The organism is bacterium, from assembly GCA_026129405.1.
Lineage (GTDB): Bacteria > Desulfobacterota > Binatia > DP-6 > DP-6 > JAHCID01.
The window spans coordinates 352,256-377,125 of the sequence record JAHCID010000001.1; the positions used below are offsets into that span (position 1 = coordinate 352,256).

Consider the following 24,870-nt stretch of genomic DNA (forward strand, 5'->3'; position numbering starts at 1 on the left):
GGCACCGTCAATGCGGGTCGGCGCGGCGCGATCATCCCGGAGCATCCGTCACGCCACGGCCGAGACGCTCGAGCAGGTTGCGCGTGACGCGCGCGACGACGGGATCGTCGAGCCCGTACGCCCAGTCCGTGCAGCCCGTCGTCACCACCGTGCCGCCGCGCGCGTAGGTGCCGAGCACCGCGTGCCCGTGCCGCAGGCGCTCGCACGAAGCCGCGTCGTCGCTCCCGAGCAGCGTCCTGGCGTGGAACTCGAGCTCGTACTCGCCGCCGGGCGCGAGCGGCAGCGGCGTCGTGTGCGCGTCGAACGGCGTCGCCGGCGCGGTCGCGAGCACGACGAAGCCCGGCGGCGTGCCGTCCGCCCCCGTCGCGACGGGGAGGCCGTCCTGCAGCGTGAGAGCGCAGCCGTCGCATTCGTAGCCGACGACGACCGGCGCGGCGCCGAGCTGGTCGCCGCGGCGCAGCTCGGTGCCGGCGAACAGCCAGTGGTCGGGGCGGTGCACCTCGTAGCCGCCGCTGCCGCGCGGCACGCTCGACGCCGTCCGCGCGTAGCCGCCACGCGTGAACGAGACGCCCGTGAGCGCGTTCTCGGGGCGGCCGAGGCGCGGGTCGGACCAGATCGTCGTGGTCGTCGGACCGTCCCCCGCCGGGTCCTCGCGGAAGCGATGCTTCAGGCAGACGCTGCGCGCGCCCTCGAGCCGGATCTGCCAGTAGCAGGTGTTGCCCGAGAGGAACGCGACGTTGCCGCCGGCGCCGACGAAGCTCTCGACCGCGTCGCGCATGCCGCCGCTCCAGTACTCGTCGTGGCCGACGCTCAGCACGAGCCGGTAGGGGCGCAGCAGGTCGGGCACGCGCTCGAGATCCTCGCTGGTGGCGTAGTCGAGCGCGTAGCCGGCGACCTCGGCCCAGCACGCGAAGCGCCGCTCCCACGCCGCCCAGCCGGCCATGCCGTGCCACATGCCGAGCGAATGCGTCGCGGTGTAGAGCACGTAGGCGTCGGCGCCGGAGCCGGGGACGACGCTGGCGACGCGCTCGCCGTCGCCGGCCGGCTTCGCCAGCATGCCGAGGCAGAGCGGGCGCTCGAACGAGAGCGTGTCGGCGCCGGTATAGTAGTTGCGGCCGCCGGCGTCGTTGTAGGCGTTCCAGGTCGTCGTCGCGAGGACGAGGAGCATGCGGTCGGGCGACGGCGCCGGCGCGCGCACGACGAAGAACGCGGTCGGCGCATCGGCCTCCGACGCGCCCGCCGGCGTGCAGCGCACCAGATAGAGGCCGCTGCGCCAGGCGGGATCGACGGGAATGGTGAGGGCGACGGGCCAGCCGCAGCCGTTCTCGGGCGCATCGGCCGGCAGATCGTGCGTCGCGGCGCGGACGCCGTCGCGGCGCCAGACCACCGCCGGCTCGGGGCCGTCACGCACGACCTCGACGACGAACGAGAGATCCACCGCGGAGAGGTGGAGCGCGACCTCGTCGCCGGAGCGGACGCTACGGGGCGTGCAGTACGCGAGCGAGCGCAGGACGTCGGACAGCATCGGCACGCATCGTAGTGGGCGGCACGTCCGCTGGGAATCGCGGCTCGACACTCGCGGGGGGCGCTGCCACCGTCGAGGGATGGCCGACGACACCGTCCGGGTGCGCAACACGGAGCCGTGCGACTTCCCGCGCATCGCGGAGCTCTGCCGCCGCGTCTATCCGGAGACCCCGCCGTGGACGCCCGAGCAGCTCGGCAACCACCGTCGGATGTTCCCCGACGGTCAGCTGGTGGCGACGCTCGGCGACGCGGTGGTCGGCATGGTCGCCAGCCTGGTCGTGCACTGGGACGACTACGACACGCTGGATTCGTGGGAGCGCTTCACCGCCAACGGCACGTTCGCCAACCACGACCCGCGGCGCGGCCACACGCTCTACGCCGCCGAGGCGATCGTCGACCCGGGGGTGCAGCACCACGGCGTCGGCGGCGCCCTCTACCGCGGCCGGCGGACGCTCGTCGAACGGCTCGGCCTGCGGCGCATCCGTGCCGGCGGCCGGCTGCGCGGCTATCACCGCTACGCCGCGTCCATGGACGCCTCGGCCTACGTCGCCGACGTGGTCCACGGCCGCCTCGTCGACGACACGCTCACGTTCCAGCTGCACGAGGGCTTCCACGTCCTCGCCGTGGTGCCGCACTACCTGACCGACGATCCCGAGAGCCTCGGTTGGGCCGCGGTGATCGAGTGGCTGAACCCGCTCGAGATCCGCCCCGAGCACGTCACGGAGCGGCCGACGACGCATCTCCATCCGGCCGTGTCCGAGGCGCAGCGCGCGGCGACGCGCACGCCGAGCCGCCCGGCCGTCGGACGCTAGCGTCGTCAGCTCGCACTGCTGGCCGGATGCGACGTGCGTCGCGCCGCGAGCAGGTCGAGCGCCTCGGCGCGCGTGCGCAGGTAGGGCACCTTCGTCTCGGCGATCGCCTCGAGTCCCGCCGCCACCGCCGGGCTGGCGACCGCCGCCGCCCGCATGCGGTTGGCGCCCGCCGCGGCCAGCATGCGTGCCACCAGACGCGGAATGCCGCTCGAGGTGTCCTCGAGCCCGCCGAGGTCGACGACCATGCAGTCGTGCCCCGCCTGCGCCAGCCGCTGCACGACGCGCGGCAGGCCGAGCACGATGCGCGCGAAGGCCGGCAGCGAGGGATTCGGGAAGACCACGACCGGGATGCCGTCGAGCCAGTCGACCCGCGCGTCGGCGGCGTCGTCGCCGGCCTCGAGAGCCGCGGCGCGTATGGTGTGGACGAGGTCGTTGGCGTTGATCGGCTTCGCGAGCCGTCCCGAGAAGCCGGCCGCCTCCATGCGTGCAGGGTCGACGGTCTCGCCCTCGGGCACGAGCGCCAGGATGCGCCCGCCTTCGGTGCCGGTGCCGCGGATCGCGGCGAGCGTCTGCCAGCCGTCGAGATCGGGCAGCGACAGCGACAGCAGCGTCACCGCGGGGCGCTCCTGATCGAAGCGCATGACGGCCTCGCGGCCGTTGGTCGCGGTGAGGACCCGCGCGTGGCTCTCGAGGGCGCTGCGGATGCTGTCGAGCGAGCGGCCGCTCTCGTCGGCGACCAGCACCGTGATCGTCGCCGGCGGCGCCGAGACGGCGGGAGGCGCCGGACGCGGCGGCGCCGCGGCCGCCGGAGCCTCCCTGCGCGCGGGCTCGGCGGGCGCCGCCTCGCTCTTCGGCGCAGGCGCCTTGCGGATCGGGGCGACGGGCGGGCCGAGGATCCGGCCCACGGCCCGGTCGAACACCTCGCGCGTGATCGGCTTCACGAGGTAGGCGCTCACGCCCTGCGACACGACCTCGGAGACGATGTCCTTGGCGGCCTGGGCGGTGGTCATGACGACCGGGATGCCGCGCGTGGTGGCGTCGGCGCGCATCAGCTTGAGGACGTCGTTGCCGCTGATCTCGGGCATGCTGATGTCGAGCAGCACGAGGTCCGGGCGCTCCTCACGGATGGCGGTGATGCCCTCGATGCCGTTGCGCGCCTCGATCACCGTGCAGCCGTACGGGCGCAGGTATGCGACGATGAGCGCGCGGACGACCTCGGTGTCCTCGACGACGACGACCTTTTTCTGCATCCGACCCGCCCCCCCAAGTCAGCTCGAATCCTCACCTCGACCTGGGGTACCGAGGGATATGCAACCTTGGGACCAGGCGTTCGGCATGTCGGAATGCCTGATACTTCGGGCGCGGCGGCGCCGTGCGGGGCACCTTGCATGGTGCGAATGTGACGGCGGCGCTGAATCGCCGACGGCGCGACGTCACCGCCTCGATGCGAAAATGCATTGCGACGCCGCACACATAGCCTAGTCCGCACTACGGACACGGTGCCGGTAGCCGAACCTGGATGCGGATGCGGACGCGCCGGGTGCCGCGGCCCCTTGGGATCGGCCGCGACACCCGACGCGCGTCATGGAGCGACCGGAGCGCGCCCCATGACGAACGCGATGACCAGGAAGACCACGGCCACGACGACCAGGAAATACCCGATCTGGGCCGAGAGCCCGGCGACCCCGCGCTGACCCAGGAGGGCCGCAACGATCGCCACCACGAAGAAGATCAGAGCCCACTGAAGCATGGTGCGCCTCCTCGCGCGGGCACCGTCGCCGCCTTCCGGTGACGGTGTCCCTTCGCCTCGTCGGTCGTGCCGTCGCTCACGGTGTCACTCCCTTTCTGCCGCCGCCCCGGCGGCCGCGCTCCAGGTCGCGGACGTGGGCCAGGTACACGCGGATGGCCTCGCGGACGAACTCCGACCGGGTCCGCTCCTCCCGTCGCCGGACACGCTCGATGCGGGCCAGCATCGACGGTGGGAGGGAGATGGTCATGGTGCCGCGGGTTCGCATGGTTGCTCGTGTGGTCAGCGCAGTAGAAAGCGAGCCGCGTGCCAGGGCGATCTGCGTGATTCCGCGAGGATTTTCCCGTCCGCGCGACGGGCAGGAATTACAGCCGCGTCCCGGACTGACAACCGGTCGCATCGGGTGAGACCCGCAGGGCTGGTGGAACTTCGGGCGGCGGCCCGCAACAATGGCCGTCGGTCCGGCAGCGGTCCGGGCCGCCACGGTCCAGAAAGAAGGGAAACGGGATGAAGGTACTCGTCACGGGCGCAGCCGGGTTCATCGGCTCTTTCACGTCGCACCGGTTGCTCGACCGCGGTGACGAGGTCGTCGGCCTCGACAACCTGAACGACTACTACGACGTGACCCTCAAGCAGGCGCGCCTGGCGCGTCTCGAGAAGCCCGGCTTCCGCTTCGCGAAGCTCGACCTGGCCGACCGCCCCGGCATGGAGGCACTGTTCCAGCAGGAGCGCTTCGACCGCGTCATCCACCTCGGCGCCCAGGCCGGCGTGCGCTACTCGATGGAGAACCCGCACGCCTACGTCGACAGCAACGTCGTCGGCACGCTGAACGTCCTCGAGGGCTGCCGGCACACGAAGGTGCAGCACCTGGTCTACGCCTCGACCAGCTCGGTGTACGGCGCCAACACGAAGATGCCGTTCTCGGTGCACCAGAACGTCGACCACCCGCTGTCGCTCTATGCCGCGACCAAGAAGGGCACCGAGCTGATGGCGCACACCTACGCCACGCTCTACGGCCTGCCGACGACGGGCCTGCGCTTCTTCACGGTGTACGGGCCGTGGGGCCGTCCCGACATGGCGCTCTTCCTCTTCGCCAAGGCGATCCTCGCCGGGCAGCCGATCAACGTCTTCAACCACGGCCACCACAAGCGCGACTTCACCTACGTCGAGGACATCGTCTCGGGCGTCGTCGGCTGCATGGACAACGTCGCCACCGGCAACCCCGACTGGAACTCCGAGGCGCCGGATCCGGCGACCAGCAAGTCGCCCTACCGCATCTACAACATCGGCAACGCGCAGCCCGTCGAGCTGCTGCGCTACATCCAGCTGCTGGAGGAGTGCCTCGGCAAGAAGGCCGAGATGAACATGCTGCCGCTCCAGCCCGGCGACGTGCCCGACACCTGGGCCGACGTCGAGGACCTCGCGCGCGACGTCAGCTACCGGCCGAACACGCCGGTCGAGGTCGGCGTGCGACGGTTCGTCGACTGGTACCTCGAGTACCACGGCGTGCAGCCGAAACGCTGACGGCGGCGGGCCGCGTCGGGCACGCGCGCGCTCCGGGACGCGCACGAGAACGCGGGCGGTCGGCGCGGGAACGCGCCAGGGAGCGAGCCTCCTCGCCAGGAAGGAAGCCGACTTTCGCGTTGACCCCGTCGCAACCCCGGCGTTAGCGTCGGCCCCATGCGGCCCGCCGCGCTCCTCGTGATCGCCCTCCTCCTCGTCGCCGGCCCCGCCGCCGCCAGGAAGCCGCCGCGCTGTCCCGACGGCAGCTGAGTGATCTTCGGCCAGCGCCTGCTTCCCGGCGCACCAGGCGGATCGGCCCGCGGCGGCGGCATGCAGATCGCCGCCGGCGCGACGGTCGTCCTGCGCAACTGCCGCGTCGAGCTCAACTCGGCGGCCGGCGGTCTCGGCGGCAAGGGCGGCGAGGGCGGACGCGGGGGCGACGGCGGCAGCGGCGGTCGCGGCGGCAGCGGCGAGGGCACCGATGCGGGTCACGGCGGGAACGGCGCGACCGGCGGCCTCGCCACCAAGGGTGGCGACGGCGGAGACGGCGGCGGCGCCGAAGGCGGCGGCATCTACAACGCCGGCAACCTCACGCTCGAGAGCTGTCTGTTCGCCGCCAACAGCGTCTTCGGCGGCGGCGGTGGCCGCGCCGGCTTCGGCGGCACTGGCGGCCGCGGCGGCGGCTCGCTCTCGAACGCCCCGACCGGCACGAACGGCGGCAACGGCGGGGACGGTGGCGACGGCGCCGACGGACGGCCCGGTACCGAGGGCGGCAACGGCGGCACCGGCGGCGGCGGCTTCGGCGGCGCGAGCTTCAACACCGGAACGCTGACCGTGAGCGACACGACCTTCCGCAACAACCTGGCCACCGGCAACAACGGCGGCTTCGGCCGCACGGCCGGCAGCGGTGGCAGCGGCGGCGACGGTGCCGCCGGCGGCATCGAAGGAGCGAACGACGCCGGCAAGCACGGCGGCGAGGGCGGCAATGGCGCCGACGGCGCTGCAGGCGGCTCGAACGGCGCCGGCGGCGACGCCATCGGCGCCGCGATCTTCAGCACCGTCCAGCCGTCGCTCACCGGCGTCACGTTCCTCCTGAACGCGTGCACCGCCGGCACGGGCGGCACGAACAGCTGCACGCCGGGCGGCTTCTCCTGCTTCGGCGCCGGCGGCACGCGCGGCCGCAAGGGCGCCGGCGGCACCAACTGGCCCCTCGGCGACGGCCACGCGCCCGACGGCACGGACGGCATGGATGGAGCGGACGGCGCCGCCGGTCTCGCCGGCACGGCCGCGGACGCCAACTGCCACGCCGGCGGCGGCACCTGCTCCTGAGCCGGCCAGCCCGGTCCAAACCAGGTCCACGCGAGCCTTGCCCGGCCTCGAGGACGGCCTGTCGATCGGGCCGGTCCTGGATGATCGTCCGCGGGGGGACGGGACGATGGGCGAGTCGATGCGGACGTGCGCGGAGACGTTCCGCGCCGCGCGCGGCCGACCGGCATTGCGGCTAGCGCGGCCGCAGCAGGTAGAAGACGTACCCGTACGACGAGCCGTGACGCCGCCAGAGATCGATCTCGCGGCGCGTCTCGGCGACGGCGGCGCGCAGCGACGCGTCGGCCTCGGGCATCAGCTCCGCGAGACGTGCGTCGAGCGGCGCGTAGTAGCCGTCCCACCAGGCCGATGCCGGCAGCGCGAAGGCGTCGAGCACGATCCAGCCGGCCTCGGCGATGACGCGACGATCGTCCGCCTCGTCGGCCATCGCCGGATGGGCCGCGCCCCAGAACGCGGCCGCCTCGGCGGGCGGATCGTCCGTCGTCCAGGTGAGCTCGGTTGCCGCCAACCGTCCGCCGGGCGCCAGCAGCGGCCGCCAGCGGCGCTGGCCGTCGGCGAGGCCGAGGTGGTAGATGGCGCCCTCGCTCCAGACGAGGTCGTAGCTGCCGGGCGCGTCGTCGAGCGCAGCGAAGTCGGCGCAGCGCGTGCGGATGCGATGCCCGAGCCCGGCGCGCGACGCGGCCGCGTCGAGCTCGTCGAGAAAGGGCCGATGCCGATCGACGGCGACGATCGGCGGCCCGTCCAGCGCCGCGGCGAGCGTCAGGGTCTGCGCACCGCCGCCGCAGCCGAGGTCGATCACGCGCGGGCGCGGCGGCAGGGGCCCCAGGCGGCGCAGCGCTTCGCGCGTGGCGTCGTCGCTGCCGGGCGCGTAGCGCGGCAGGCCGCGAAAGATGCGCAGGAGCGCGTCGCTCACGCCCGGGGTGTAGCGCGGCGACGCCGCCCGCGTCACGCCAGCTGAAGGACCGCCCGGAAGCGCGCCTTGCCGCTCTCCATCCGCTCGAGCGCCTCGTTCGCCTGCTCGAGCGGGAAGATCTCGGTCATCGGACGGACGCCGGTGTCGACGGCGAACTGCAGCGTCTCCTCGGAGTCCTTCGCGTGGCCGCTCGGCCAGGCGCGCAGCGACTGGCGGCGGAGGATCATCGGGACCGTCGAGATCGGCAGCGGCTCGGCGACGGCGCCGAGGACGAGCATCTGCCCGGAGACGCCGAGGCCGCCCATCGCCTCGACCACGGTCGGGCCGTGGACGATGGTCGAGACGATGAGCTTCGCGCCGCCGAGCTTCGCCAGCGCCGCGCCGGCCGGCGTCTTGGTGGTGTCGATGTAGTCGTCGGCGCCGAGCTGCTCGGCGAGGGGGGCCTTGTCGTCGCCCCGCGCGATGCCGATCGTGCGCAGGCCCATCTTGTGGGCGAACTGCACGGCGAGGTGACCGAGGCCGCCGAGGCCGAGCACCGCCACCAGCTCGCCGGGGCGGACCCCGGTATGGCGGATCGAGTTGAACGTCGTGACCCCGGCGCACATGAGCGGAGCCGCTTCGACGAACCCGAGCGCGTCGGGGATGCGCGCCAGCGCCTCGGCGCGCGCCACCATCCAGGTGGCGTACCCGCCGTCGTAGGCGAAGCCGGTGACCTTCTCCTCGACGCAGGTGACGAAGTCGCCGACGCGGCAGGAGTCGCACACGAAGCAGTGGCCGCCGTGCCAGCCGACGCCGACGCGGTCGCCCGGCTTCCACGGCCGCACGCCCGCCCCGACCTTCTCCACGACCGCCGCGACCTCGTGGCCGGGCACGCGCGGCAGCGTCAGACCGGGAAACGCCCCGCCCCTCACGAACAGGTCGCTGTGGCAGACGCCGCAGGCGTGGACCTTGAGGAGGACCCACCCGGGCCCGGGCTCGGGGACGTCGCGCGTCTCGATCTCGAGGGGAGCGTTCGCCTTCTGGAAGACGGCCACCGTCATCTTCGCCATGCGCGCACCCTGCCACGATCTCGCGACCACTCAACCCGCCGTCGGCGACGCCGCGCGCGCGCCGCGCGCTGCGCGCCGTCCCCGTGACAGGCGCGCCGCGGCTCCGCTATGCCGGGGCGATGCGGCCCGAGGATCTGCCCTTCGCGCCCGACGCGTTCGCGCCGCCGGCGACGCGGCCGCCGGTGCGCGTCACCTGGCTCGGCACCGCCGGCTTCGCGATCGAGCACGACGGCACGACGGTGCTGATCGACCCCTACGTGACCCGCGCCTCGCTGTGGAGCTGCGTGCGGGCGCCGCTCGCCAGCGACGCCGCGGCCGTCGCACGCTGGGCGCCGCGCGCCGACGCCATCGTCACCGGCCACACGCACTTCGACCACGCCCTCGACGTGCCGGCGATCGCGCGCGCCACCGGCGCGACGGTCTACGGCTCGCGCTCGTGCGCCGCGCTGTGCCGGATCGACGGCGTACCCGACGGCCGCGTCGTCGACGTCGAGAGCGCGCTCCGCGGCGAGCCGGTGCGGGCGCAGGTGGGGCCGTTCGCGCTCCGCTTCGTACCGAGCGCGCACTCGGCGCTGCTCCTCGGCCGCATCCCGTTCCCCGGCGAGATCGCCGACTGCGACCAGGTGCCGATGCGCGCGCAGCGCTACCGCTGCGGCGCCGTCTTCGGCGTCGAGATCACCGTCGCCGGCAAGCGCCTCTACCACCTCGGCAGCGCGAACCTGGTCGACGCCCAGCGCGTGCCCGGCGTCGATCTGCTGCTCATGTGCGTCGCGGGCTGGACGTCGACGCGCGACTTTCCGACCCGCGTGCTGTCGGCGTTCGCGCCCGGCGCGATCCTGCTCTCGCACTGGGACGACTTCTTCCGCCCCATGGAGGCGGGCGCGCGCCCGCTGCCCGCGCTCGCCTTTCCTCGCCTCGTCGACGCGCTCGGTGCCGCCGGCCGGGACGTCCGGCTCGGCACGGTCCCGATCGGCGGAACCGTCGCGCTGTGACGCGGTCGGGGCGCCGCCTGTGCCGCGTAGTTTCCGCACCCCATCGGAGAACCGGGATCCGGGTACGCGATCCCCACTTCCAAAGCGGGGATTGAACCCTTTCAGCACGGTGGTGAGCCGAGCAGGGCTCCCAGCTCGGCCATAAAATCACCCTTCTCAGACACAAAGGCCGTGGTAGACTCTGCGAGCCGTTCCAGGAGAAAGCAACGTAGGCTCTCGCACGACACGCGGGCGGGCGCGACGTTGGCGCGTACGAGAACGACACCAGCTCACTCCGCTCGCAAGAGCCATAGGTGAACGGAGAAGCTTCGCGCACTTAAGGCGCCAGTGGCGTAAGCCGCATGAGCTCGCTGCGAATCACGTCGGTGACCCAGATTTGGCCCGTCATCGGATCGATGTCGATACCGGCGCCGCGATGCGGCTCCCCCGGATCCGAAACCAGCGCGATCGGCGGCAACATGATCATCCGCGTGGACGAAGACGTCTCCAGGAATCCCAGCGCCTCGACGCCGGCCGAGTTGGACGCATCCGCCGTTTCCGTGAACCACACGCGGGAGTCGAGACCACGTGCGACCGACTTGACCCGGAAACCTCCATCGAAGCTCCAGGAGGCGCAGCTTCCGACGCAGATGTTCGGCGGCAGCATCTGCGTGATGCACGGGTTGTCGCACGTGGCATCCGGCAACGTCTCGCAGTCGGTGGGAGCATGAAGAGAGACGAGGCTCTGACAGGCAGCGTTGTCAAACTGATCGCCATCGAGCCGAGATAGTCGGCTCGCGCCGTACTCGGAGTACACAGGATGTCTATCGGAGACCCGCAGCTCCCACTGCGCAACGCCGAGGCTGAAGCCGATTCCCGGCGACTCGGCTGGGCGAGACGGATACCATACCTGCTCTCCTGTCCCGAGGTCGAAGCGCCCGATCTTCGCGCTCCGCAAGTACGTGGTTGACCAGATCGCTCCGTCATCGAGCTCGATATGAGCCAGGTCCTTCAGATACGGGTCGTCCGCAAAATCGTTCGGATCATCGAGATCGTATGCCTGGAAACAGTAGTCGTCGGTCAATCCGGTGCCACAGAGAGTCTCCAGGAGAATGCAGTCGCGATCGTCGATGCAAGGCTGTCCCGAGGTTGCGCAGGCCCCTGCGATCGGAGCGTCCGGATACGTCTCCTGCGAGAACCCGACGCATTCATTATCCGGATCAGCCGCGGCCGCCTCGAAATCGAACCGGTTGTCGTGCGGGAAATACCCAGCATCGGGACGGAAGCTCATGAGGCGTGGCGGTGCGATGGTCGTACATTTCCGAGGATCAAAAAGGCCGCCGCTGTTGCAAGTCTCCCGGCGCTTTGTGGTGAACCAGAGTCGATCGGAATCCTCGTCCCAGACGACGAACGGAGCCCCTACGTCGTTCCCGGGAATGTTCCATATCTTGAACCGCGAGCCGACGGCGAGGTTCGGGTCATAAGACACGATGCGTCCATGGTTTGGGAGACCGGTCGCCGTGATTCCGCCCTGCCCGAACCATGCCCGACCCGTACCGTCGATGAGCACATCCTCTCCCCATGTACTCACCCACGAGCGGGCCTCGCATACATGATTAGGATTGCCGATCGGGCATGTGCAAAGCGAACCTGGGGCGGGTCGACATTGGAAGCTCACGGAGAACGCCCCAGTGGTGAGGGCATGCGGAATGAGGTCCGGGAATGTTTGACCGCTCGGCACTGCATCGGGAATGAGCTCTACTTCCTCGGAGCCGGGATTCCAGAATTTCAGGTGCCTATGAAACTCGTCGAGCACCCAGACACGCCCCGAGGCTGTATCGATGGCCGGATCCAGCGCGAGACCGGCCGCCGTCAGGCTCGTGCTGAAAACGTCGTACTGGTAGTACTCCGTCGACACCGCCGCACTCGAGCCGGCGGGCGTGGTCACCGACACCGTGGCGTTGGTCAGTGATTCGCTCACCTCAATGACGATCTGTCGATCCGACCACAGAACGACGCTGGCGTCGGTCGCCGGGATGTTGAGCGCGGAGGCACCCGACTGCACCACGATCTCCGAGCCCGCGGCCGGCGGACCGAACCCGGTGCCCGTCACCGAGATCGGCACGGTCGAGAGACCGGTGCGGCGTAGCGCCGTGGCGGGGCCGAACGCCACTGGCAGAGGATGAATGCGACCGACCTCTCGACGATCGCTTTCCGCGAACCAGACGGCATTGGTGACTGGATCGACGTCGATACCACCGCCTTGGAAGGCCGCACCGCCGAACAGACTGAGCGGCGGAAGGAGGGCGATGCGTCCCCACCCTGGGCGCACCAGCCCGAGGCTGGTCGACGGAGCCCCCGTCGTACGCCCGCGCTGCGTGAACCAAGTGTTCCCGAAGAAATCGACAGCCACGTCGCGGACACGCTTGTCTACGATACCCGAGCCGGAGCCGGCTCCGAGGACGCAGGTGCCTGCCGTGCGATCACAATAATTTGGGCTGAGGAGCTCCGTCATACAGATGTTGGAGTCACCCGGGCCTAGTAGCAGGGGGCAAATGAACTCGAACAGGGCGGTGTTCAAACCAGCCTTCCGCAGCCGTGTCACCCGCGACGCGTTGCCTTCCGCCACGACGATGTCGCCGTTCGGTCCCATTGCGACCTCGACGGGCTGTACACCGCTGGCGTTTGCGGCAGGGTCCGCGGACGGTACGTCGGACTCTCGGAACGGAAATCTAGTGATGGTGCCGGTCGTGGGATCGAGACGTCCGAGGTAACCGAACCCACTGGTGGCGAGCGTGCTGGCGAACCAGAGGTTCCCGTCCACATCGACCACCATCCCGCGCGGCCCCATGGAGCTCGGGACATCGTACTCACGAAAGCACGTCGTCTCGTCAACGGGAGGGGGACCACAAACCTTATTCGCAAGCACACAATCCGCCGCGGTGAAACACGCCCGTGTCGGTGTCACACCCGCACAGGTTCCGGCGGTCGGCGGCGTCGGATACGCGTTTTGCGAGAAGCCCGTGCAGGTGGCGGCGGACGTGGCGGCGTTGAAGTCGAATGCGTTGTCGTGGGGAAGGGCGCCTCCGTGATCGTCAGGGTAGAATGCGACAAGTCGAGCGGGCTGTGCCGTCGCGCAAGCAATGCCCGCCCCCCCCGCCTCGTTGTTGCAGAGAGTCCGCGGCAGCCGCGAGAACCACATTCGGGAGCGGTATGCATCCCAGACGACGTGGGTGGCCCAGCTTTGATTCCCGGGGACGTTCCAGATACGGAATCGATCGGGCTCGTCCTCCGCGGGATCGTAGGAGACGACGCGGCTGAACGCCGGGAGTGTGGCATGAACACCGCCCCCCTGCGCCCACCAGAGGCGACCGTGGGAGTCGAGCGCGATGTCCTCGCCGACCGGGCTGTTCCAAGTCCGCAAGCCAAAACTGGTGAAGGCCCCCGCCCCCGCGGCGTGTGGGATCGCCACCGTATGCACGGTCGCATCCGCGGGATCCCAGTAACGCAGCGAGTCGTGGAACTGCGCAATGATCCACACGCGGCTTGCCGCATCCACGACCAAGTCGACCGGGAGCGACGCCGGCGCGGCAGCGCCGAAACTATCATAGCGAAAGAACTCGACGGGGAACGCCATACTCTCGCCGCCGGGGTGTCGCACGCGAACAGACAGGTTCGTGAGCGACGGTGATATCTTCACGACGACCTGCCGGTCGTTCCAGAGTACGATGTCCGCATGGCTCGCCCCGAGCGTCGTCGTGCCCAAGGAGCTGATCACGTCGACCTCGGACCCCGTTTCCGGACCTAACCCCCATCCGGTGATAGAGACCGGGACGAACGCTGCCCCCGACTTCACCACGGCGGTCACGGGCTCGTGCACGACGGGAATCGTAGCGCCGGCGGCCCACCGTGCCGCGAGGACGAGCCCCATGACAACCACACCCGCAAGAACGATGTCATTGCGCACGCACCCCTCCTCGCGGAACGAGATGAACTCGGAGGAAATGGCGCGTACTATCAATTGGCGAGATAAGCAAGCTCACAGCACCACGCGAGCGAGCCCGGCGAAGAGCAGCCCAATGGACCCGTTCCCGACCCCAAGAGCGGAGCCCAGAACGGTCGCCGAATTCCCCCAAACGACGGCACGGTGCATGGGAAGCAAGTCGCCGAGCGCGTGTCATAGGGGCGACCGGCGCGTCCGAGGATGCACCGGTCGCCCCGACCGTCTCACCGCCGGCCGTAGTCGAGCGGCGTGCCCTTGCGCTGCGCGAGGATGTAGGCCTCCATCGCGCGCATCTTGGGGTCGTCCTCGGCGAGCTTGGCGCCGCGGACGGGGTGCTCGATGCACCAGTTGATCATGTCGCGCAGCAGGACGGTGCGACCGAGCTGCGGCTGGAACTTCGGATAGGTCTCGGGGTGCGTGTTGGCGGCGTCGGGATGGCACATGTCGCAGGAGACGCCGATGGTGCTGCCCAGCTCGTCGCCGCTGTGGAAGACCTGCGAGCCGCGCGTCGCCATGGCGACGTTCTCGCGCGCCCAGACGGCGACGTCCTCGGGCGAGATGCGGCCGTAGGTCTGGCCCTGGCCGGTGTCGTCCTTGCCCTTGCCCACGAGCTTCGAGTTGTCGGCCGGCGGCACGATCTTGTGCTTCGCCTGCTCCTCGGCGATCCAGTCGGAGCCGGGGTTCTTCTGGCGCCACTTCTCCATCAGCTGGTCGGCGATCTTCTGCCCCTGCTCGGCGGTGACCGGCGTGTTGGCCGCGAGCTGCACCTTGGTCTCGCCGTCGCACAGCTCGACGGTCACGCCCTCGGCCGCCTGCTCCGTGCCGCCGCGCTCGGAAGCCACGACCAGTCCCACCGCCAGCAGGGCCGCACAGGTGATGCCGGCCACGATCGTCTTTCGCATCTTCGTCCCCCTCAGAAGCTGGTCAGGGTGGGCGTCGGCGGGCGGTCCTTCTTGCCGTTCGACGCGAGATAGCCGCTGGGCACCGAGATCGGGTTGCGGTTCCAGAGGTTGTAGACCTTGTCGACGAGCCCCGCGGCGCCGACGTTCACCTGCCCGTCGCCGCAGCCGTCGTTGGGATCGAACGGATCGGGCCGGTTCATCTGCACGGTCAGCGCCGGCAGGCCCTCGGGCGCGTACGGCCACGGCCACGCCGTCGACAGCATGCCGTGGAAGTGGATGTTGCCGACGCGGTTGGTGAGCATCTGGTGCGTGTGGCCGTGGATGACGGTCACGGTCTTGAACTTCTTCAGGATCGCCTGCACCTCGGGTGCGTCGACGGTCCAGAAGTTCCAGGGCTCGTAGTAGTGGTAGAGCGGCGAGTGCGAGAACACGATCACCGGCGTGTCCGCGCTCACCTTCGCGAGGTCGTTCTTCAGCCACTCGCGCTGCGGCGCCGTCACCTCGAAGCGGCTCTGCATGCCGTTGTCGAGGCCGGCGACGGTGAGCATGCGCTCCATCGGCGTCATCTTGCGCTCGGTCCAGAAGTCCTTCTCGTGGACCGACATCAGGGTGACGAAGTGCACGCCCTTGTGGTCGAACGAGTAGGTCTCCTCGCCGAACAGCGACTTCCACTTCTCGCCCATGTCGAGGAACCAGTCGTGCTCGCCGACCATCATGCGGACCGGCGCCCGCAGGTCCTTCAGGATCTGCGCGCCGAGATCCAGCTCCGACGCCTGGCCGAGCTGCGCGAGGTCGCCGCCGTAGAGGACGAAGTCCGGCTGCGGGTCCATGCGGTTGACGTCGTCGACCGCGCGCATGAGGGCGTTGACGAAGCGGTCGTTCAGCGTCCGATCGTAGAGGTGCGAGTCGGAGATGTACGCGAAGGTGAAGGCCTCGCCCGCCGTCGTGGCGTCCGCGACGCGGACGGTGGAGAACGACGTCGGGTTCACCGCCACCCCATTGACGAGCGCGGCGCTCGCGGCGGCGGCGGCGACCTTCATGAAGCTGCGACGGTCCAGGTGCGGCAGCGCGCGGAAGAGCTCGTCGCGCTCCTCGTACCAGCGGGTCTCGGGATCCTTGCGCCTCGGCATCGTCAGTTCTCCTTCGCCCCGGCGGCCGCCGCCTGGTCCTGCTTCAGACGGGTCTCGAACGGGAGCACCTTGCGCATCGCCAGGTCGGTGTCGCGGAACGGCCGCTTGGTCGCGGCGATCGCCTTCTGCCGCGTCATCTCGGCGTTGTTCTGCGCGCCGAGGCGCGAATCCGTCATCGTGAAGAGCAGCTCGACGAGCTGGTCGATCTCGGGCTCGCTGAGCGCGAGCGGCTCGATGCCGCCGTCGAGGAAGAGGTTCGCCTCGCCGCCCTTGTTGTAGTGGTCGATGACGTCCCACAGCGTCTGCATCGAGCCGTCGTGCATGTACGGCGCCGTGATGCCGATGTTGCGCACCTGGAGCGTCTTGAAGGCGCCCATGTCGGAGCGGTTCTGGGTGACGAGGAAGCGGCCGAGCTCCGAGAGGTCGGTCTCGAGCGCCAGCTTGTCGATCGCCTCCAGCGCGGCGCCGCCGGTCTTTCCCCGCAGCGCCACCTGCGCCTGCGCGGCGAGCTTCTCGAAATCCTGGTGGCGGGCGGCGACGCCGATGTTGTGGAAGCGGTTGTCGCTGCCGATCGGGTTGGCGCCGTTGATCGGGTGGCAGCTCACGCAGCGCGCCTTGCCGTTGTAGAGCGCCCAGCCGAGCTGCGCGTTCTCGGAGATCGCGCCCTTGTCGCCGGCGAGGAACTTCTGGAAGGGCGAGTCGAGGAAGACGAGCGTGCGCTCGAAGGCGGCGATGGCACGCGCCAGGTCGTCGAAGTTCGGCGCCCGGCCGTAGGCCTTCTGGAAGAGGTCCTCGTATTCGGGATCGTCGGCGACGTTCTTCATCGCCGCGGCGCCGTCGGGCTGGCCCATCTCGATCGGGTTCGTGATCGGCAGCTTCGCCTGCTCCTCGAGCGACGGCACGCGACCGTCGAGGAACTGGGTCTGGAAGAAGACGGCGTTCAGCGTCGTCGGCGCGTTGCGCCGGCCGAGCTTGTCCTCGATGCCCTCGGAGACGTTGCGCTGGTCGGTGAAGCCGCGGCTGACGTCGTGGCAGGTCGCGCAGGCGACGGTGCCGTCGCGCGAGAGCCGCGAGTCGAAGTAGAGCTTGCGCCCCAGCTCGACGCGCTCGGGCGTCATCGCGTTGTCGGCGGGCACGAGCGTCGCCCAGATCACCGGGTCGTAGCCCGGCGGCGGCGCCGTGACGTCGAGCTGCCCCTGGAGCTTCGCCAGCTCCGCGCGCTGCTCGGCCATCGGCATCGCCCCGTGCGGCCCCTTCGCCTCGGCCCTGGCCGGGGGCGGCGGCTCGGGCGGCGCGTCCGGTGTCGTCGCCGGCGGCGATTGCGCCCCGACGAGAGACGGCAGGGCGAGCACCGCCGCCACCATCCCGAAGCTCCACGTCCTCTTCTGCATCATGCGCATTTCCCCCTGCGGCTCAGCTGCCCGACGGCATCGCGAACCCCGCGACGGCCGGGGCCTCGGGTCCCACGTGACAGACGGCGCACGCCTCGGCGGGCCGCCGGTGGATCGAGGACACGAGGAGGTACGAGACGGGATCGTGGTTCCACGCGATCACACGATGCCCGCCGACTTCCAAGGTGCGGAACTCGATGCCGCGGTGGTGCACCGCCTCGCCGACCGCGGGCCATTCCCGCGGCGGCAGCACGAACAGCGACACCGGCTCCGCTCCGTCGCGGTAGAGCACCCAGGCCGCCCGCGCGCCGCCGACGCGCACCGCCGCCGCGCCCGCGAGCCGCAGCGACGCCGGCCCCGGCGCGATCTCGCCCGCGAACGGCAGCTCGTCGCGCAGCCAGCGGTTCACCGCCGGCAGCGCGGACGAGGTGACGCCGAGCGGCGGCAGCCCGTGCTCGGCGACCTCGTGCATCGCGACCGCCGCATGCACCTCGGCCGGCAGCCCCGGCGTACGCAGCGCCCACATCGCCGCGACGGCGGCGAGCGACGCGGCCAACGCCGTCGCGGCGATGCGCGGCGCGCGGCGCGGCGGCCGCAGCTGCCTCAGGAGCGCGCGCCGCGAGGTCTCGGGCATGCGCGGCCGCGGATACAGCGCGCCGACCGTCGTCCGGAAGTCGCGCTGGCGCTCGGCCGCCGCCTGACACGTCGGGCAGCGCTCGAGGTGCGCCTCGACGTCGAGCGCCGCCTCGACGCCCAGCTCGTCGTCGGCCCACGCGGCGATGCGGTCGCGCACCTCGCGGCAGGTCATCGCGCCACCCGCACGTCCGTCGCCCGTCGCAGCAGCCCGCGCTCGGTCGCCTGCTTGGCCAGCGCCGTCCGCAGCATGGCCCGCCCGCGCGCCAGCCGCGACATCACCGTGCCGAGCGGGCAGCCCGCGATCTCCGCGATCTCGCGGTATGCGAAGCCGGCGACGTCCTTCAGATACACCGGCTCGCGGAAGCCCTCGGGCAGCGCCAGGAGCGCGTCACGCACCTCGGCGTCCCACTGATGTGCGATGAGCGCGGACTCGAGCCCCTCGGCCGGTCCGTCGAGCGGCACCGCCAGCTCGAGCTGGCGCTCGGAGCGCCGCCGCTCGCGGCGGTAGCGGTCGATGAACTCGTTCTTGAGGATCGTGAAGATCCAGGTCTTGAAGCTGGTCCCCGGCGTGAAGCCGCTCCAGTGCTCCAAGGCGCGCAGGCAGGCGACCTGGGTGAGATCGTCGGCCTCGGGCGGCGGCACGAGGGCACAGGCGAACCCGTAGAGCGGGTCGAGCACCGCCCGCACCTGAGCCTCGAAGGCGCTCCGCGCCGCGTTCCTGTCGGTCATGCCGATCAACCGCGCTGTGCTCTCCCGCCGTCCGAACGTCGATCGGGCCCGATTTATTCCCGAATCGTCGCTGCGTCGCGCCTCCGTACTCCGCCGCCGGAGGATTGTGAACCCCGGGCGCGGCGATCGTGCTTCCCGCGTCCCGGCCGCCGTGCCATGGTCCGGCCCGTGAGCGGACAGGGGATGTCCCGCCGCATGCCCGTCGTCGCTGCCTACGTCGCGATGCTGGCGCTGGCGGCCGGCGGATTTCTTGCGATCCGGAGCCTGGGCAGCGCGCTCGCGGCGCCGGCGCGGCCCGCCGCCGCCGCGACGAGCGCGGCGGCGGCGCCGAGCGACGTCCTGCCGCACGTCCTCCTGGCGCTCCTCGTGGTGATCGCCGCGGCGCGCGCGCTCGGCGCGGTCTTCCGCCGCCTGCACCAGCCGCCGGTGATCGGCGAGGTGCTCGCCGGCATCCTGCTCGGCCCCTCGCTGCTCGGCCGCGTCTGGCCCGAGGGCGCGGCGTTTCTGCTGCCGCCCGAGGTCGCCCCCTACCTGAACGTGCTGGCGCAGGTCGGGATCGTCCTCTTCATGTTCCTCGTCGGGCTGGAGCTCGACACCACGATGCTCGGGCGCCAGACGCACGCGACCGTCGCGATCTCGCACGCCAGCATCGTCGCGCCGTTCCTGCTCGGCGCGGGTCTGGCGCTGTGGCTCTACCCCCAGCTCGCCACGGCCGACGTCCCCTTCACGAGCTTCGCGCTCTTTCTCGGCGTGGCCATGTCGGTGACGGCGTTCCCGGTGCTGGCGCGCATCCTCACCGACCGCGGGCTCCAGCGCACCAAGCTCGGCGTCGTGGCGATCACCTGCGCCGCGGTCGACGACGTCTCGGCCTGGTGCCTGCTGGCGCTGGTCGTGGCCATCGCCCAGGCGCAGGCGGCGAGCGCGCTGGTCACGCTCGCCCTGACGCTGGCGTACGTCGCGGCGATGTTCCTCGTCGTGCGCCCGCTGGCCCCGCGTCTGGTCGCGCGGCTCGAGGGCACGCGCGTCCAGCAGGGCGCCCTCGCGGGGGCATGCCTGGCGCTGCTGGCGTCGGCCCTCGTCACCGAGCTGATCGGCATCCACGCCGTGTTCGGGGCGTTCTTCCTGGGCGCGGTCATCCCCCACGATTCGCAGCTGGCGCGCGACCTCACGAACCGGCTCGAGGATCTCGTCGTGGTGCTGCTGCTGCCGGCGTTCTTCGCGTTCACGGGCATGCGAACCGAGATCGGGCTCGTGCACGGCCTCGGGCAATGGGCCATCTGCGCGGTGGTCATCGCGGTCGCGTGCGCGGGCAAGTTCGGCGGCAGCGCGATCGCGGCGCGCCTCGCCGGCCTCGACTGGCGCGATGCGGCGAGCCTCGGCGTCCTCATGAACACGCGCGGTCTGATGGAGCTGGTCGTGCTCAACATCGGGCTCGATCTCGGCGTCATCTCGCCGACGCTGTTCGCCATGCTGGTGATGATGGCGATCGTCACGACGGTGGCGACGTCCCCCCTCCTCCACCTGCTCCAGCGCGACATGCAGCTCCGAGCCGCGCCCGACGCCGCCGTCACGAGGCCCCGGCCACGCCTGCGTTGACTCCTCGTGGGCGGCCGGCGGCGCGCCGCCCCTCGCGAGGCAGGCGGCGCCGGTGAGCCGGCTCGCCGGCGAACGCGTCCTCGTCACCGGCTCCACCGCCGGCATCGGCGCGCAGACGGCCATCCGCTGCGCCCGCGAGGGCGCCGCCGTGGCGGTGCACGGGCGGGACGCCGCGCGCGGCGCGGCCGTGGTCGACGCCATCACGCGCGCCGGCGGGACGGCCGTCTTCCTGCCCGCCGACCTCGCCGACGAGGCCGCCTGCAGCGCACTCGTGGACGATGCGGCGGAGCGCCTCGGCGGCCTCACCGTGCTGGTGAACAACGCGGCGGCGGCCGGCGGCCAGCGCCCGTTCGACCAGCTCGACACCGCACGCTGGGAGGCCGTCCTGCGCGTCAACCTGACCGCCGTCGCCTGGCTGTGCCGCGCGGCCGTCCCGCACATGCTGCACGCCGGACACGGCTCGATCGTGAACGTCTCGTCGCGCCAGGCGCAGCGTCCGAGCGGCGGCCTCACGGCCTACGCCGCCAGCAAAGGCGGTCTCGAGGCGCTGACGCGCACGCTCGCCGTCGAGTACGGCCGGCGCGGCATCCGCTGCAACGCGCTGTCGGTCGGCTACGTCCTGAACGAACGCCGCGACGCCGATCTCACCCCCGAGCGGCGCGTCGAGCTCGAGGCGATGCACCTGACGCGCCTCGGCGAGCCCGACGACGTCGCCTGGGCGGTCGTCTATCTCGCGAGCCGCGAGAGCGCGTTCGTCACCGGCGTGCTGCTGCCGGTCGACGGCGGCGGCACCATCGCCCGCGGCCGCACGCTCGGCTGACGGCGCGGCTGGCCGCCGCCCGCGGCGGGCACGTACAACCCGGGCGATGCGACCCGACGCCAGCGAGGCCGGCGTCACGCTGCGCCTGCCCTATCGTGCCCCGTTCGCGTGGGACGCGCTTGCCGACTTCCTGGCCCATCGGGCGATCTCCGGCGTCGAGACCGCGACGCGCGCGGGCTGCCGGCGCGCGCTGCGTGTCGGCGACGCCGTCGGGACGGTCGCGGTCCGACCGCTCCCGGACGCGGACGCGCTCGAGGCGAGGCTCGAGTTCGCGCCCCCGGTCGCCATCGATCGTGTCGTCGCCCGCATCCGCGGCGTGTTCGATCTCGACGCCGATCCGGCCGCGATCGGCGCGCGGCTCGCCGCCGACCCCACCCTGGCCGCACGCTGGCACCGCCTGCCCGGCGTCCGCGTCCCCGGCGCATGGAGCGGCTTCGAGCTGGCCGTACGCGCGATCCTCGGGCAGCAGGTGAGCGTCCGCGGCGCGACCACGCTCGCCGGCCGTCTGGTCGCCCGCTGCGGCGAGCGCGCCGGCGCCGCACTCCTCTTCCCGACTCCGGAGCGCCTCGCCGGTGCCGATCTCGGCGGCCTCGGTCTCACCGGTGCCCGCGTCGCCACCATCGACCGCCTGGCGCGCGCCGTCGCCGGCGGCCGCCTCGACCTCGACGGCCCGGCCGCACCCGCTACGCTCGCGGCCCTGCACGCGCTGCCCGGCATCGGTCCGTGGACCGTGCAGTACGTGGCGATGCGCGCGCTGCGCGATCCGGACGCCTTCCTGCCCACGGACGTCGGCGTCCTGCGCGCGCTCGCGCGCGACGGCGTCCGGCCCACGCCGCGCGCGGCCGCGGAGCGCGCCGAGGGCTGGCGCCCCTGGCGTGCCTACGCGCTCATGCTCCTCTGGCTGAGCGGCGACGGCGGGAACGCTCCGCCGATCGCGCCGGCGCCCACCGAACGCACTTTTCGGACCGGGCGCGGGCGGCTATGACCGGCTCGTTGCGCACCACGCCGCGCTGGGCCCTCGACCGGGCAACCACCTTCGGCCTCGGCGTCGCCATGGTCCTCGGCGTGCTCGTGACGGCCGCGAACCTGCACCAGCTGCGCGACGCGACGGAGACCACCGCCTGGGTGATGCACACCCACGAGGTGCGCGAGCAGACCGACGCGCTCATGCGCGACATCCTCGACGCGGAGACCGGCCAGCGCGGCTTCCTGCTGACCGGCGATCCCGCCTACCTCACGCCCTGGGAGCGCGGCCGCGCCGGCCTCGCCACCGAGCTCGCCCGCCTGCGCGAGCTCGTGCGCGACAATCCCGCCCAGATCGGCCGCGTCGACCGTCTCGGCGAGCTCGTGCGCGAGCGACTCCGCGAGCTGGCGGAGAATCTCGACATCCGCCGCCAGCAGGGGCTCGCGGCCGTGGTGCCGCACGTGCGGAGCGACGTCGGGCAGCGGGTCATGAACGACGTCCGCAGCGCCGTCGACGAGATGCAGCGCGAGGAGGCCGGCCTGCTCCGCGAGCGGCTCGCGGCGGCGGCGGCGAGCCGCACCCGACTCGAGCTGTGGCTCGTCGCCGCCGCCGCCTTCGCGATCGGGCTCGTCGGCATCGTCCTCTTCGGCCTCAACGCCGCCACGCGCCGGCGGCTGGTCGCCGAACGCGAGCTGGCCGACAGCGAGGAGCGCCTGCACGTCACGCTGCGCAGCATCGGCGACGCGGTGATCGCCACCGACGAGCGCGGGCACATCGTCTTCATGAATCCCATCGCGGAGGCCTGCACGGGGTGGAGCGAGCGCGAGGCGCGGGGGCGCCACCTCGACGAGGTCTTCCTCATCGTCAACGAGGACACGCGCGCGACCGTCGAGAGCCCCGTCGCCAAGGTGCTGCGCGAGGGAACGATCGTCGGGCTCGCGAACCACACGCTGCTCGTCCGACGCGACGGCACCGACGTCCCGATCGACGACAGCGGCGCGCCCGTGCGCGAGGCCGACGGCGACATCATGGGCGTCGTGCTGGTCTTCCGCGACGTCTCCGAGCGCCGCGAGTACGAGCGGGTCCGCGAGCACGCGGCGGGCGAGCGCCGCTGGCGCGAGCTGGCCGAGTCGCTGCCGCAGATGGTCTGGACCTGCCGCAGCGACGGCCATTGCGACTACCTGAGCCCGCAGTGGCGCACCTACACGGGCGTCCAGCTCGCGCAGCAGCTCGGCTACGGCTGGCTCGAGGCGGTCCACCCCGACGACCGTGCCCCCACCATGACCCGCTGGCGGGCCGCGGTGGCGACGACGACGCCGTTCCGCGTCGAGCACCGGCTGCGCCGGCACGACGGGACGTATCGCTGGATGGACGCGCGCGCGACCCCGCTCGGGGCCCGCGACGGTGAGACGCGCTGGTTCGGCACGAGCACCGACGTGACCGAGCTGAAGGAGGCCGAGGCCGACCGCGAGGGCCTGCTGCGGGACGCCGACCGCGCGCGTGCCGACGCCGAGGAGGCGCGGGCCCTCGCGGAATCGGCGAACGTCGCGAAGGACCAGTTCCTGGCCGTGCTCTCGCACGAGCTGCGCGCCCCGCTGAACGCGATGATGGCGTGGCTGGGGCTGCTGAAGCGCGGGGCGCTCCAGGGCACCGACCTGACACGCGCCGTCGCGACCATCGAGCGCAACGTCAACCTCCAGGCGCAGCTGATCGACGATCTCCTCGACGTCTCGCGCATCGTCTCGGGCAAGCTGAGCCTCGACGCGCAGCGCGTCGACCTGGGCGCCGTGGTGCAGACGGCGGTCGAGGACGCCCGGCAGGCGGCAGCGGCCAAGGGCGTGGCGCTGGAGGCCGACGTCGCGGTGCTCGACCACGCCGTCCTCGGCGACGCCCAGCGCTTGCGCCAGGTGGTGACGAACCTCCTCACCAACGCGATCAAGTTCACGCCGCCGGGCGGCCGCGTCACCGTCGCGCTGGGCGAGCGCGCCGGCGCCGCCGGCATCGAGGTCAGCGACACCGGCGCCGGCATCGCTCCCGATTTCCTGCCCCACGTCTTCGACCGCTTCCGCCAGGCCGACGAAACCAGCACGCGCGCGCACGGCGGCCTCGGCCTCGGCCTGTCGATCGTGCGGCATCTGGTCGAGCTGCACGGCGGCACCGTCGGCGTCGCGAGCGACGGCCCCGGTCGGGGGGCGTGCTTCCGCGTCCGCCTGCCGATGGACAGCGCACCGTTCACCCGCGTGCCCGCCTTGCTGCCGACGCTGCCCGCGAGCCAGTCGCCCGACGTCCTCGACGGCGTGCACGTGCTGCTCGTCGAGGACGACGACGACACCCGTGAGGCGCTGAGCGCGGTGCTGGAGGCGCACGGCGCGACCGTGCGGGCCACGGCCTCGGTGACCGAGGCGCTCGCCCGCCTGGACGACGCCCTCCCCGACGTCGTCCTCAGCGACATCGCCATGCCCGGACGCAGCGGCCTCGACCTGATCCGCGAGCTGCGCGCCACCCACGGCCCCGCCCTGCCGGTGCTGGCGCTGACCGGCCACGCCAGCAGCAACGATCGCCGCGAGGCGCTCGACGCCGGCTTCGACGACCACCTCGCCAAGCCGATCGCGCCCGAGGTGCTGCTGGCGCGCCTGCGGGCGGTCGTGCGACGGTCGGCGCCGTGAGCGGACGCGACCAGCGGGATCCTCCCGCGCGCTATCGGATCGGTCCGGACGCCTGGGCGACCATCACCTTCGAGGGCCCGGTCGATCAGCGCGCCGTGCGGCGGCTGATCCGCCACCTGGAAGCGGATCTCGACCGGTATCCCGAGGACCCGTCCGGCGGCGATCACGAGTAGGCCCACGCGACGCGG

At 71.8% G+C, this 24,870-nt stretch carries 21 protein-coding genes; 9 read left to right on the top strand and 12 right to left on the bottom strand.

Translation table 11 applies throughout. The features are described from left to right. Positions 1–31: 31 nt before the first annotated feature. Positions 32–1,525 carry a hypothetical protein gene (locus tag KIT14_01605; GenBank protein MCW5889227.1) on the bottom strand — a complete coding sequence of 498 codons (1,494 nt, stop codon included), beginning with the start codon at positions 1,523–1,525 and terminating at the stop codon, positions 32–34. 79 nt (positions 1,526–1,604) lie between these two features. On the opposite strand from KIT14_01605, the gene KIT14_01610 reads away from it, so the two are divergent. Next, positions 1,605–2,336: a hypothetical protein gene (locus KIT14_01610; protein ID MCW5889228.1), complete on the top strand. Its 732-nt coding sequence runs from the start codon at positions 1,605–1,607 to the stop codon at positions 2,334–2,336. Positions 2,337–2,341: 5 nt separating this feature from the next. On the opposite strand, the gene KIT14_01615 is transcribed toward KIT14_01610, so the two are convergent. From KIT14_01615 to KIT14_01625, 3 genes are all read right to left on the bottom strand, one after another. Further along, a complete protein-coding gene (locus KIT14_01615) occupies positions 2,342–3,586 on the bottom strand; it encodes a response regulator (GenBank protein ID MCW5889229.1) in 1,245 nt (414 codons plus the stop codon). A 332-nt stretch (positions 3,587–3,918) separates the two neighbouring features. Then, a complete protein-coding gene (locus tag KIT14_01620; protein MCW5889230.1) occupies positions 3,919–4,086 on the bottom strand; it encodes a DUF1328 domain-containing protein in 168 nt (55 codons plus the stop codon). A 76-nt stretch (positions 4,087–4,162) separates the two neighbouring features. After that, entirely contained in the window at positions 4,163–4,351 is a 189-nt protein-coding gene (locus KIT14_01625) for a ribbon-helix-helix protein, CopG family (GenBank protein ID MCW5889231.1), read from the bottom strand. 239 nt (positions 4,352–4,590) lie between these two features. Between KIT14_01625 and KIT14_01630 the strand changes: the two genes are divergently transcribed. Together KIT14_01630 and KIT14_01635 are read left to right on the top strand one after the other, a co-directional pair. Continuing rightward, positions 4,591–5,607 carry an NAD-dependent epimerase gene (locus tag KIT14_01630; GenBank protein ID MCW5889232.1) on the top strand — a complete coding sequence of 339 codons (1,017 nt, stop codon included), beginning with the start codon at positions 4,591–4,593 and terminating at the stop codon, positions 5,605–5,607. Between the two features lie 309 nt (positions 5,608–5,916). Further along, positions 5,917–6,915, top strand: coding sequence for a hypothetical protein (locus KIT14_01635; protein MCW5889233.1), 999 nt, complete (start codon positions 5,917–5,919; stop codon positions 6,913–6,915). A gap of 172 nt (positions 6,916–7,087) precedes the next feature. Here the strand turns inward: KIT14_01635 and KIT14_01640 are convergent, their stop codons facing one another. Together KIT14_01640 and KIT14_01645 are read right to left on the bottom strand one after the other, a co-directional pair. Further along, complete coding sequence (locus tag KIT14_01640; protein ID MCW5889234.1) at positions 7,088–7,825, bottom strand: class I SAM-dependent methyltransferase; 738 nt, start codon at positions 7,823–7,825, stop codon at positions 7,088–7,090. Positions 7,826–7,857: 32 nt separating this feature from the next. Next, the gene (locus tag KIT14_01645; protein MCW5889235.1) at positions 7,858–8,874 is read right to left on the bottom strand and encodes an alcohol dehydrogenase catalytic domain-containing protein; all 1,017 of its coding nucleotides are present in this window, start codon (positions 8,872–8,874) and stop codon (positions 7,858–7,860) included. Between the two features lie 119 nt (positions 8,875–8,993). Here KIT14_01645 and KIT14_01650 point away from each other — a divergent pair, with 119 nt between their 5' ends. Continuing rightward, entirely contained in the window at positions 8,994–9,866 is an 873-nt protein-coding gene (locus tag KIT14_01650) for an MBL fold metallo-hydrolase (protein MCW5889236.1), read from the top strand. A gap of 316 nt (positions 9,867–10,182) precedes the next feature. On the opposite strand, the gene KIT14_01655 is transcribed toward KIT14_01650, so the two are convergent. From KIT14_01655 to KIT14_01680, 6 genes are all read right to left on the bottom strand, one after another. After that, positions 10,183–13,812 carry a hypothetical protein gene (locus KIT14_01655; GenBank protein MCW5889237.1) on the bottom strand — a complete coding sequence of 1,210 codons (3,630 nt, stop codon included), beginning with the start codon at positions 13,810–13,812 and terminating at the stop codon, positions 10,183–10,185. A gap of 260 nt (positions 13,813–14,072) precedes the next feature. Continuing rightward, positions 14,073–14,291, bottom strand: a complete 219-nt coding sequence (locus KIT14_01660; GenBank protein MCW5889238.1) for a hypothetical protein — start codon at positions 14,289–14,291, stop codon at positions 14,073–14,075. A gap of 470 nt (positions 14,292–14,761) precedes the next feature. Further along, positions 14,762–15,880, bottom strand: coding sequence for a metallophosphoesterase (locus tag KIT14_01665; GenBank protein MCW5889239.1), 1,119 nt, complete (start codon positions 15,878–15,880; stop codon positions 14,762–14,764). 2 nt (positions 15,881–15,882) lie between these two features. Continuing rightward, entirely contained in the window at positions 15,883–17,112 is a 1,230-nt protein-coding gene (locus KIT14_01670) for a cytochrome-c peroxidase (GenBank protein ID MCW5889240.1), read from the bottom strand. Positions 17,113–17,293: 181 nt separating this feature from the next. Further along, the gene (locus KIT14_01675; GenBank protein MCW5889241.1) at positions 17,294–18,079 is read right to left on the bottom strand and encodes a zf-HC2 domain-containing protein; all 786 of its coding nucleotides are present in this window, start codon (positions 18,077–18,079) and stop codon (positions 17,294–17,296) included. Continuing rightward, on the bottom strand, positions 18,076–18,636 hold the full coding sequence (locus KIT14_01680) for a sigma-70 family RNA polymerase sigma factor (protein MCW5889242.1): 561 nt from the start codon (positions 18,634–18,636) through the stop codon (positions 18,076–18,078). Before KIT14_01680 ends, KIT14_01675 begins: the two co-directional genes overlap by 4 nt. A 222-nt stretch (positions 18,637–18,858) precedes the next feature. Between KIT14_01680 and KIT14_01685 the strand changes: the two genes are divergently transcribed. The 5 genes from KIT14_01685 to KIT14_01705 are packed head-to-tail and all read left to right on the top strand — an operon-like array spanning position 18,859 to position 24,855. Next, positions 18,859–20,232 (top strand): cation:proton antiporter, encoded by a 1,374-nt coding sequence (locus tag KIT14_01685; GenBank protein ID MCW5889243.1) that lies wholly within the window; start codon positions 18,859–18,861, stop codon positions 20,230–20,232. Positions 20,233–20,284: 52 nt separating this feature from the next. Next, positions 20,285–21,052: an SDR family oxidoreductase gene (locus KIT14_01690; GenBank protein ID MCW5889244.1), complete on the top strand. Its 768-nt coding sequence runs from the start codon at positions 20,285–20,287 to the stop codon at positions 21,050–21,052. 46 nt (positions 21,053–21,098) lie between these two features. Beyond that, positions 21,099–22,037 carry a DNA-3-methyladenine glycosylase 2 family protein gene (locus KIT14_01695; GenBank protein ID MCW5889245.1) on the top strand — a complete coding sequence of 313 codons (939 nt, stop codon included), beginning with the start codon at positions 21,099–21,101 and terminating at the stop codon, positions 22,035–22,037. 8 nt (positions 22,038–22,045) lie between these two features. Next, positions 22,046–24,682: a CHASE3 domain-containing protein gene (locus KIT14_01700; protein MCW5889246.1), complete on the top strand. Its 2,637-nt coding sequence runs from the start codon at positions 22,046–22,048 to the stop codon at positions 24,680–24,682. After that, the gene (locus KIT14_01705) at positions 24,679–24,855 is read left to right on the top strand and encodes a hypothetical protein (protein MCW5889247.1); all 177 of its coding nucleotides are present in this window, start codon (positions 24,679–24,681) and stop codon (positions 24,853–24,855) included. The genes KIT14_01700 and KIT14_01705 overlap by 4 nt, the downstream gene beginning before the upstream one ends. The last annotated feature ends 15 nt before the right edge of the window (positions 24,856–24,870 follow it).

Bases quoted from the DNA above. Each gene is read 5' to 3' on its own strand.
- KIT14_01605 (MCW5889227.1), bottom strand. From the start codon at position 1,525: ATGCTGTCCGACGTCCTGCGCTCGCTCGCGTACTGCACGCCCCGTAGC.
- KIT14_01610 (MCW5889228.1), top strand. From the start codon at position 1,605: ATGGCCGACGACACCGTCCGGGTGCGCAACACGGAGCCGTGCGACTTC.
- KIT14_01615 (MCW5889229.1), bottom strand. From the start codon at position 3,586: ATGCAGAAAAAGGTCGTCGTCGTCGAGGACACCGAGGTCGTCCGCGCG.
- KIT14_01620 (MCW5889230.1), bottom strand. From the start codon at position 4,086: ATGCTTCAGTGGGCTCTGATCTTCTTCGTGGTGGCGATCGTTGCGGCC.
- KIT14_01625 (MCW5889231.1), bottom strand. From the start codon at position 4,351: ATGCGAACCCGCGGCACCATGACCATCTCCCTCCCACCGTCGATGCTG.
- KIT14_01630 (MCW5889232.1), top strand. From the start codon at position 4,591: ATGAAGGTACTCGTCACGGGCGCAGCCGGGTTCATCGGCTCTTTCACG.
- KIT14_01635 (MCW5889233.1), top strand. From the start codon at position 5,917: ATGCAGATCGCCGCCGGCGCGACGGTCGTCCTGCGCAACTGCCGCGTC.
- KIT14_01645 (MCW5889235.1), bottom strand. From the start codon at position 8,874: ATGGCGAAGATGACGGTGGCCGTCTTCCAGAAGGCGAACGCTCCCCTC.
- KIT14_01650 (MCW5889236.1), top strand. From the start codon at position 8,994: ATGCGGCCCGAGGATCTGCCCTTCGCGCCCGACGCGTTCGCGCCGCCG.
- KIT14_01660 (MCW5889238.1), bottom strand. From the start codon at position 14,291: ATGTGCCATCCCGACGCCGCCAACACGCACCCCGAGACCTATCCGAAG.
- KIT14_01665 (MCW5889239.1), bottom strand. From the start codon at position 15,880: ATGCCGAGGCGCAAGGATCCCGAGACCCGCTGGTACGAGGAGCGCGAC.
- KIT14_01670 (MCW5889240.1), bottom strand. From the start codon at position 17,112: ATGGCCGAGCAGCGCGCGGAGCTGGCGAAGCTCCAGGGGCAGCTCGAC.
- KIT14_01675 (MCW5889241.1), bottom strand. From the start codon at position 18,079: ATGACCTGCCGCGAGGTGCGCGACCGCATCGCCGCGTGGGCCGACGAC.
- KIT14_01680 (MCW5889242.1), bottom strand. From the start codon at position 18,636: ATGACCGACAGGAACGCGGCGCGGAGCGCCTTCGAGGCTCAGGTGCGG.
- KIT14_01685 (MCW5889243.1), top strand. From the start codon at position 18,859: ATGCTGGCGCTGGCGGCCGGCGGATTTCTTGCGATCCGGAGCCTGGGC.
- KIT14_01695 (MCW5889245.1), top strand. From the start codon at position 21,099: ATGCGACCCGACGCCAGCGAGGCCGGCGTCACGCTGCGCCTGCCCTAT.